Source organism: Rhizobium sp. 05L429, assembly GCF_056397645.1.
The window spans coordinates 1-1171 of the sequence record NZ_JBFTNV010000079.1; the positions used below are offsets into that span (position 1 = coordinate 1).

Below are 1171 nucleotides of genomic sequence, written 5' to 3' on the forward strand. Positions count from 1 at the left end.
ACCAGATTGATGGCGCACGTCTCGCGGCAGTCTGTGACATCGTTCTGGAAAAGGCCCGTGCGATCGGAGAGCGGTTCAACGTCCCCTATTTCACCGATATGCATGAAATGATGCGTGAGATTGACGTCGATGCAGTTTCAGTCCTGACTGAAAGCKKCAATCACGCGACGGACGTCATTGCACTTGCAAAATACGGCAAGCCTATCATTGTCGAAAAGCCGATGGCCTTAACTCTTGAGGACGCGGATGCGATGATTGATGCCTGTGATGCGTCTGGGTCGCGATTGTTTGTCGTCAAGCAGAACCGCTTTAACGTCCCTGTGGTCAAGCTTCGCGACGCGCTTGAAGCCGGTCGTTTCGGCAAGATGGTCATGGGCACGATCCGGGTCAGGTGGTGTCGCGATCAGAGCTACTATGATCAGGATCCGTGGAGAGGTACCTGGGCTATGGACGGTGGTGTCCTGACCAATCAGGCCAGCMACCATATTGATCTGCTCGAATGGATGATGGGCGATGTCGACAGTGTTTTTGCGAAAAGCACGACAGCGCTTGTCGATATAGAGACGGAGGATACGGCTGTTGTGCTTCTGAAGTTCAAGAACGGAGCACTGGGCCTCATTGAAGCAACCACCGCAACCCGACCCAAGGATCTTGAAGGCTCGATTTCAGTTCTGGGCGCAACGGGAACCGTCGAGATTGGTGGCTTTGCTGTCAACAAGATGAAGGTCTGGAGTTTCACGGATGGCCGAGACAATGTCGATGAAGTCATGGACAAATACTCGGTCAACCCGCCGAACGTCTACGGCTTCGGCCATCAGATGTATTACGAGCATGTTGTTGATTGTCTGGTGAGCGGTCGGCAGCAGGATGTGGATGGGCGCATCGGTCGCAAGAGCATTCAACTGATCCACGCGATCTACGAATCCATCGAGACCGGCAAGGAGGTATTCCTCCCGGTGGTGCCGCGTCATTCCAAACTCGGGCGCGGCAAGAATGGCTGAACTGACACGCAGAACGGTTGGTATTGCTTCTGACGTCCAGTTCGGTGGCAATGTCACCGTAGTCGAACCCGTCAATTTGTACGGATGCGAAATCGGCAGCGACGTTTTCATCGGCCCTTTCGTCGAAATTCAGAAAAGCGTCTCCGTTGGCTCTGGAACACGCATTCAAT

1 protein-coding gene and 1 pseudogene are annotated in these 1171 nt (G+C 53.8%); both read left to right on the plus strand.

Features of this window, described 5'->3' with window-relative positions; all coding sequences use genetic code 11:
* Positions 1-1001, plus strand: a 1001-nt coding sequence (locus tag AC1DNW_RS35370) for a Gfo/Idh/MocA family protein (protein ID WP_477855800.1), incomplete at its 5' end; no start/stop codon positions are given.
* Positions 994-1171 (plus strand): annotated as a pseudogene (locus tag AC1DNW_RS35375) (N-acetyltransferase); the annotation flags it as partial. The gene AC1DNW_RS35370 and the pseudogene AC1DNW_RS35375, both read left to right, overlap by 8 nt.